This window comes from Methylobacterium sp. WL119, assembly GCF_008039875.1.
Lineage (GTDB): Bacteria > Pseudomonadota > Alphaproteobacteria > Rhizobiales > Beijerinckiaceae > Methylobacterium.
The window spans coordinates 24,876-31,823 of the sequence record NZ_VRUU01000058.1 but is presented as its reverse complement, the minus strand read 5'-3'; the positions used below and the strand labels follow the sequence as shown (position 1 = coordinate 31,823).

At 71.2% G+C, this 6,948-nt stretch carries 7 protein-coding genes; 5 read left to right on the top strand and 2 right to left on the bottom strand.

The annotated features are described in order from the left end of the window. From dnaA to FV227_RS18950, 4 genes are all read left to right on the top strand, one after another. The coding region (dnaA, locus tag FV227_RS18965) for a chromosomal replication initiator protein DnaA (RefSeq protein WP_147859673.1) at positions 1–1,147 on the top strand (1,147 nt) is incomplete at its 5' end. Between the two features lie 201 nt (positions 1,148–1,348). Further along, positions 1,349–2,467 (top strand): DNA polymerase III subunit beta, encoded by a 1,119-nt coding sequence (gene dnaN, locus FV227_RS18960; RefSeq protein ID WP_147729331.1) that lies wholly within the window; start codon positions 1,349–1,351, stop codon positions 2,465–2,467. Between the two features lie 56 nt (positions 2,468–2,523). Then, positions 2,524–3,654 carry a DNA replication/repair protein RecF gene (recF, locus tag FV227_RS18955; protein WP_147859672.1) on the top strand — a complete coding sequence of 377 codons (1,131 nt, stop codon included), beginning with the start codon at positions 2,524–2,526 and terminating at the stop codon, positions 3,652–3,654. 20 nt (positions 3,655–3,674) lie between these two features. Further along, positions 3,675–4,286 (top strand): LysE family translocator, encoded by a 612-nt coding sequence (locus FV227_RS18950; protein ID WP_147729279.1) that lies wholly within the window; start codon positions 3,675–3,677, stop codon positions 4,284–4,286. Between the two features lie 3 nt (positions 4,287–4,289). Here FV227_RS18950 and FV227_RS18945 read toward each other — a convergent pair whose 3' ends face one another. Further along, positions 4,290–4,694, bottom strand: coding sequence for a type II toxin-antitoxin system VapC family toxin (locus tag FV227_RS18945; protein WP_147729276.1), 405 nt, complete (start codon positions 4,692–4,694; stop codon positions 4,290–4,292). Beyond that, positions 4,694–4,930 (bottom strand): type II toxin-antitoxin system VapB family antitoxin, encoded by a 237-nt coding sequence (locus tag FV227_RS18940; RefSeq protein ID WP_147729277.1) that lies wholly within the window; start codon positions 4,928–4,930, stop codon positions 4,694–4,696. The genes FV227_RS18945 and FV227_RS18940 overlap by 1 nt, the downstream gene beginning before the upstream one ends. A gap of 78 nt (positions 4,931–5,008) precedes the next feature. Between FV227_RS18940 and recQ the strand changes: the two genes are divergently transcribed. Further along, positions 5,009–6,859 carry a DNA helicase RecQ gene (recQ, locus tag FV227_RS18935; protein ID WP_147859671.1) on the top strand — a complete coding sequence of 617 codons (1,851 nt, stop codon included), beginning with the start codon at positions 5,009–5,011 and terminating at the stop codon, positions 6,857–6,859. The last annotated feature ends 89 nt before the right edge of the window (positions 6,860–6,948 follow it).

Here is a 6,948-nt window from a genome sequence, read left to right as displayed (position 1 = left end):
GCCCGGCCCGACCAGCGGCCCGCTCGCCCGCCTCCACGCCGCCGGCACGCCCGCCCCGATGCCGACGACCCCGGCGCCCGACATGCGGGCCGAGATCGCCGGCGAGCTCAACGGCGCGCCCCTCGACGCGCGGCTCACCTTCGCGAACTTCCTGCTCGGCCGCTCGAACTCCCTGGCGCATGCCGCCGCCGACCGCGTCGCCCGCCACGACGGCGAGGGTGCGCTCTACAACCCGCTCTACTTCCATGCCGGCGTCGGCCTGGGGAAGACCCACCTGCTGCACGGCATCGGCCACGCCGCCCGCGAGGCCGGACGCCGGGTGATCTACCTCACGGCCGACCGCTTCATGTACGGCTTCGTCAACGCCCTGAAGACCCAGAACGCGCTCGCCTTTAAGGAGCGCCTCCGCGGCATCGACCTGCTGATCCTCGACGACGTGCAGTTCATCCAGGGCAAGTCGATCCAGGCCGAGTTCGGCCACACCATCAACGCGCTGATCGATGCCGGCCGTCAGGTCGTCGTCGCCTCCGACCGGCCGCCGACGGAGCTCGAGGCGCTCGACGAGCGCGTCCGCTCGCGCCTGGCCGGCGGCCTCGTGGTCGAGATCGGGATGCTGGACGAGCAGCTGCGCGCCTCGATCCTCTCCGCGCGGCTCGCCGCCGTGCGGGTGGCGCATCCGAGCTTTGAGGTCTCGCCGGCGGTGGCGACCTACGTGGCCCGCGCGATCACGGCCAACGGCCGCGACCTCGAGGGCGCCGTGAACCGCCTGCTGGCCCATGCCACGCTCACCGGCACCGCCGTGACCATGGAGACGGCCGAGACCGCGATCCGCGACCTCGTGAAGAACCGCGAGCCGAAGCGGATCAAGATCGAGGACATCCAGAAGCTCGTCGCCTCGCGCTACAACGTCTCGCGCTCCGACATCCTCAGCGAGCGCCGCACCGCCGCGGTGGTGAAGCCGCGCCAGATCGCGATGTACCTGTCGAAGGTGCTGACCCTGCGCTCGCTGCCCGAGATCGGCCGCCGCTTCGGGGGGCGCGACCACACCACGGTGCTCCACGCCGTGCGCAAGATCGAGAAGCTGATCGGCGAGGACGCGGTTCTCGGCGACGAGGTCGAGCTCCTGAAGCGCATGCTGCAGGATTGATCCTGCTCCGTCCCTCCCCTCTCGCGGGGCGGGACGCGCGGGGCGGGTCGTCGGCCCGTCCCGCCCCCGATCGCCCTGTGCGAGGGACGAATCGCGCCCTTGCCTTCGCGCCGCCGCTTCGCCAAGCTGAACGGCCAAACTCCGAACCCGCCGGCCGCGGCGGCGTTCGAGCACGGTCCTTCGAGCATTCAGAGTACTGCGATGAGAGTCACTGTCGAGCGTGCGGCCCTCCTACGGTCGCTCGGCCACGTGCACCGCGTCGTGGAGCGGCGCAACACGATCCCGATCCTGTCGAACGTGCTGCTGCGTGCCACCGGCGGCGGCCTCCAGCTGCGGGCGACCGACCTCGACATCGAGGTGACCGAGACCGTGCCGGCCGACGTCTCGGATCCGGGCGCCACCACCGTGCCGGCCCACGTGATCTACGACATCGTGCGCAAGCTCCCCGAGGGCGCGCAAGTCTCGCTCGAGACCGGCGGCGAGTCCGGCCAGATGACGATCCGCTCCGGCCGCTCGCGCTTCGCGCTCGGCGCCCTGCCGGAAGGCGACTTCCCGGACCTCGCCGCGGGCGAGCTGCCGCACAGCTTCGGCATCGCGGCCGCCGACCTCAAGCGCCTGATCGAGAAGACCCAGTTCGCGATCTCGACCGAGGAGACGCGCTACTACCTCAACGGCATCTATCTCCACACCATCGAGGCGGAGGGGCTGAAGCTGCGCGCGGTCGCCACCGACGGTCACCGGCTCGCCCGCGTCGAGATCGACGCGCCGGAGGGAAGTGCCGGCATGCCGGGCATCATCGTGCCGCGCAAGGCGGTCGCCGAGATCCAGAAGCTCGTCGACGACGGCGGCGACAGCGTCGCCATCGACCTCTCGCCCGCCAAGATCCGCCTGCGCTTCGCCTCCGGCGTGACGCTGATCTCCAAGCTGATCGACGGCACCTTCCCCGACTACCAGCGCGTCATCCCGGCCGGAAACGACAAGCGCCTCACCGTCGAGCGCGAATCCTTCGCGCGGGCGGTGGACCGGGTCTCGACGATCTCGTCGGAGCGCGGCCGGGCGGTGAAGCTCGGCCTGCAGGAGGGCCGCCTCTCGCTCTCGGTCAACAACCCGGATTCGGGCAGCGCGACGGAGGAGCTCGACGTCGACTACGAGGCCGCCGGCCTCGATATCGGCTTCAATGCCCGCTACCTCCTCGACATCACCGGCCAGCTCGAGGGCGACACCGCCCTGTTCAAGCTCGCCGACCCGGGCTCCCCGACCCTGATCCAGGACCGCGAGGGCGCCTCGGCGCTGTACGTGCTGATGCCGATGCGGGTGTGAGCGAGGCACCGGTTTCGCACTCGGGTGGGCCATCGAACGAGACGGATGATGCGGATGTGCAGCGCCTCACCCGCCTGACCGCCCGCGACTTCCGCAACCACGCCGATCTCGACCTACCGCTGTCGGACCGCTTCGTCGCGCTCGTCGGCGAGAACGGGGCGGGCAAGACCAACATCCTGGAGGCGATCTCGCTGTTCGCGCCCGGCCGCGGACTGCGGCGGGCCGAGTTCTCGGCGATGGCGCGCGAGGACGGCCCCGGCGGGTTCGCCGTCTCGGTGACGCTGGCGCGCGACGGGGCGGAGCACCGCCTCGGGACCGGATGCGAGCCGCCGGGCTTCGACGGCCGCATCAGCCGGCTCTGCCGGATCGACGGGGCCGGCGCGCCCTCCCCGGTCGCCTTCTCGGAGTTCCTGCGCGTGGTCTGGCTGACGCCGGACCTCGACGGGCTGTTCCGCGGGCCGGGCGGCGACCGCCGCCGCTTCCTCGACCGGCTCGTGCTCGCGGTCGATTCCGGCCACGGCGCCCGCGTCTCGGCGATGGAGCGGGCGCTGCGCTCGCGCAACCGCCTGCTGGAGGAGCGCCCGAACGACGGCCGCTGGCTCGACGCGATCGAGCGCGAGGTCGCCGAGCTCGGCGTCGCCGTCGCGCTCGCCCGCCGCGAGACCACCGAGCGACTGGATCGCCTGATCCACGAGACCCGCGACGACGCGCAGCCGTTTCCCTGGGCGGCCCTGCGCCTGGAGGGCGACCTCGACGACCTCGTCGCGGTCTGGCCGGCGCTCGAGGCGGAGGACCGCTTCCGCCTCGCCCTCGCCCGGGGGCGCCCGCGCGACCGCGCCGCCGGGCGCACGCTGTCGGGCCCCCAGACCAGCGACCTCGTGGTCCGCCACGGCCCGAAGGACGTGCCGGCCGCCACCGCCTCGACCGGCGAGCAGAAGGCGCTGCTGATCGGCCTCGTGCTCGCCCATGCCAAGCTGGTGCGGGCGATGAGCGGGATCGCGCCGCTGATCCTCCTCGACGAGGTCGCCGCCCACCTCGACCCCCGCCGCCGCGCCGGCCTGTTCGCGGCGCTCGACGCGTTACCGGGGCAGGTGTTCATGACCGGGGCCGACGCGGCGATGTTCGCCGAGCTCGGCGGGCGGGCCGATGTGATCGGCATCGCCGACGGGCGCATCGCGCGGCCCTGATCTCGACCGTCGTGACCACGATGCCGCTGTCCAGCCTCGCCTTCTTCGCCGCCGTCTATGCCATCGCCGTCGCCGCGCCCGGCCCGGGCATCGCCGCGCTCGTGGCGCGGGTGCTGGCGCGGGGGACGCCGGGGATCATCGGCTTCGCGGCGGGGTTCGTCGCGGGCGATCTCATCTGGTTCTCGCTGACGGTGGCGGGCCTTGCCATGGTGGCGCAGACCTTCGCGATCGGATTCGTCGTCCTGAAATACGCCGGCGCGATCTATCTCGCGTATCTCGCCTGGGGAGCCTGGACCGCCCGCACCGACGCGGTCGAAGCCGCGCCCATGGCCGGACACGGCGCCGTTCGCCTGTTTCTCGGCGGACTGACCCTCACTTTGGGCAACCCGAAGGTGATCCTGTTCTTCCTGGCCCTGCTGCCGACTGTCGTCGACCTCGATCATCTCACGCCGCTGGGCATCGCGGAGATCGCGGCGACGATCGTCGTCGTGCTGAGTGCGGTGCTGGCGGCCTATGTGCTCGCCGCGGCCCGCGCGCGCCGGGTCTTCACGTCGTCTCGCGCCCGTCGCGCGATCAATCGTGGGGCCGGAACGGTCATGGCCGGCGCCGCCGTCGCCATCGTCGCGCGCTGACCCTCAAGCCATCGCCGAGCGAATGTCGGTCTGCGGAAAGTCGTCGCCGACGAAGAGCAGGGGAACGTCGTGGACCTGAGCGCAGGCATAGGCGAAGCAGTCGCCCAGATTGAGCTGTGCCGGATGCCCGCGGCCCTTGCCGTAGCGTGCATGCGCGGCGAGGGCTTCGTGGCTTTCCGCCGCGGCGATCGGCACCAATCGGATGCCGGCGGCCAGAAGGAACCGTTCGATCTGCGATTCGGAGTTCGCGACGTCCTGACTCAACTTTCGCGAGAGGGCCATGACGGTCTCGAAGACGGCAAGCGCCGAGGTGATCGGTGCTTCGGCTTGGTCGAGGCACCGGATCAACGCCGCCGCTGGCGGCTCTGCGCTCATGATCGCGACCATGGCAGAGGCATCGACGAACATCACTCGTCGTTCAGGCCGTCGTAGAAGGCCTTGTCGGCCTCCAGACCCGTTCGCGGTACGGCGGCGATCTCATCGAGCAGGGGCCGCAACCGTTCGGCCAGCGGTAGGGCGCGATCCCGCCGCTCCAGTTCGTTGGCCAGCGCGATCTTCACCGCCTCGGTCTTGCTGACCCGGGCGAGGGCCGCCAGTTTGTCGGCGAGGCGGTTCACCTCCTCGCTTCGGATGTTCAGCGGCATCGCGCGCCTCCGTGTAGACAATCTGCTGTTAGTGTATACGCACCCCGGCGGCAAGCCGTGGTTTCACCTGGGACAGGCATGACCTCACGACTCGACGATGCGCGGCGCGCCCTCAAGACCACCTTCGGCTACGACGATTTCCGACCCGGCCAGGACGAGGTGATCGAGGCGGTGCTCTCGGGCGCGGACGTGTTCGCGGTGATGCCGACGGGCTCGGGCAAGTCGATGACCTACCAGCTGCCGGCGCTGGTGGAGGATTCGCTCACCGTCGTGGTCTCGCCGCTGATCGCGCTGATGCACGACCAGGTGCAGCAGATGCGTGGCTTCGGCGTCGCGGCAGCGACCCTGAACTCGTCGGTGGCCGAATCTGTCTCGCGCGAGACCTGGCGGATGATCCGCGCGAACGAGCTGCGGCTGCTCTTCGTCTCGCCCGAGCGCCTGCTGATGGACGGCTGCATGGACGCGCTGCGCGGCGCGGGCGTCCGCCGGCTCGCGGTCGACGAGGCGCATTGCGTCTCGCAATGGGGCCACGACTTCCGCCCCGAATATCGCGCGCTGTCCCGCGCCCGTGAGGCGCTCGGCGACGTCCAGACCGTGGCGCTGACGGCCACCGCCGACAAGGCGACGCGGGCCGAGATCGCCGAGCGCCTGTTTCCCCAAGGGCGCGACCTCAAGACCTTCGTCCACTCCTTCGACCGGCCGAACATCGGCCTAACCTTCGCCGCCAAGGACAACCCGACCCGGCAGATCGAGCGCTTCCTGAAGCACCGCCGCTCCGAGAGCGGGATCATCTACTGCTCGTCGCGCAAGCGCACCGAGCAGCTGGCCGAGAGCCTGAAGAAGGACGGCTTCAACGCGTATCCCTACCATGCCGGGCTCGACCAGGGCACGCGCATGCGCAACCAGGACACCTTCCTGCAGGAGGACGGCGTCGTGATGACCGCGACGGTGGCCTTCGGCATGGGCATCAACAAGCCCGACGTGCGCTTCGTCTGCCACGCCGACATGCCGGGCAACGTCGAGGGCTACTACCAGGAGATCGGCCGCGCCGGCCGCGACGGGCTGCCCGCCGACACGCTGACTCTCTACGGCCTCGACGACATGGCCCTGCGCCGCCGCCAGATCGACGAGAAGGAGGTGCCGGACGAGCGCCGCCGCGTCGAGCGGCGCAAGCTCGAGGCGATGATCGCGCTGTGCGAAGGCGCGGCCTGCCGCCGGCAATCGCTGCTCGCCTACTTCGACGAGGCCAGCGGCCATTGCGGCCGGTGCGACCTCTGCCGCGGCGGCGTCACGCTCGTCGACGGCACGGTCCCGGCCCAGAAGATCCTCTCGGCGATCGTGCGCACCGGGCAGCGCTACGGCGCGGCCTATGTCTGCGACGTGGTCCACGGCAAGGTGAGCGAGCCGATCCGCCGCAACGGCCACGAGCAGCTCAAAACCTTCGGCGTCGGCGCCGACAAGCCGGTCGCCGCGTGGCGCGCGATCCTGCGCCAGCTCTTCGCCGCCGGCGCGGTGGCCGAGAACACCGACGGCTACGGCGGCCTCACCATGACCGACAAGGGCGAGGCGATCCTGTTCGGCCGCGAGCCGGTGCAGCTCCGCCCCGACCCGGAGCCGAAATCGGCCGAGCCGCGCGAGCGCCGCCGCGCGGGCGCCGTGCGCGACGCCGGCTCGGACGACCTGAGCCCGGCCGACGAGGCCCTGTTCCAGCACCTGCGCGGCCTGCGCGCCACCATCGCGCGCGCCGACAACATCGCCGCCTTCATGGTGTTTCCCGATCGGACGCTGATCGAGATGGCCAAGGGCAAGCCGGTGGATCTCTACGCGCTGCGCACCGTCCACGGCGTCGGCGAGCGCAAGCGCGAGGCCTACGGCGAAAGGTTCGTCGCCGCGATCGCCGAGTTCCTGGCGCATCCCCCGGCGGCGTGACGGGCGGAGCCGGCATCGGCGACGTCTCAGCTTGTAGGCTCGCTCGACAAGCTTCTCGCGACCCACGCCAGACGTGCGGAGAGCCGTGG

What these genes read in the sequence shown, in the direction of transcription:
- dnaN (WP_147729331.1), top strand. Translation starts at nt 1,349, where the DNA reads ATGAGAGTCACTGTCGAGCGTGCGGCCCTCCTACGGTCGCTCGGCCAC.
- FV227_RS18950 (WP_147729279.1), top strand. Translation starts at nt 3,675, where the DNA reads ATGCCGCTGTCCAGCCTCGCCTTCTTCGCCGCCGTCTATGCCATCGCC.
- FV227_RS18945 (WP_147729276.1), bottom strand. Translation starts at nt 4,694, where the DNA reads ATGTTCGTCGATGCCTCTGCCATGGTCGCGATCATGAGCGCAGAGCCG.
- FV227_RS18940 (WP_147729277.1), bottom strand. Translation starts at nt 4,930, where the DNA reads ATGCCGCTGAACATCCGAAGCGAGGAGGTGAACCGCCTCGCCGACAAA.
- recQ (WP_147859671.1), top strand. Translation starts at nt 5,009, where the DNA reads ATGACCTCACGACTCGACGATGCGCGGCGCGCCCTCAAGACCACCTTC.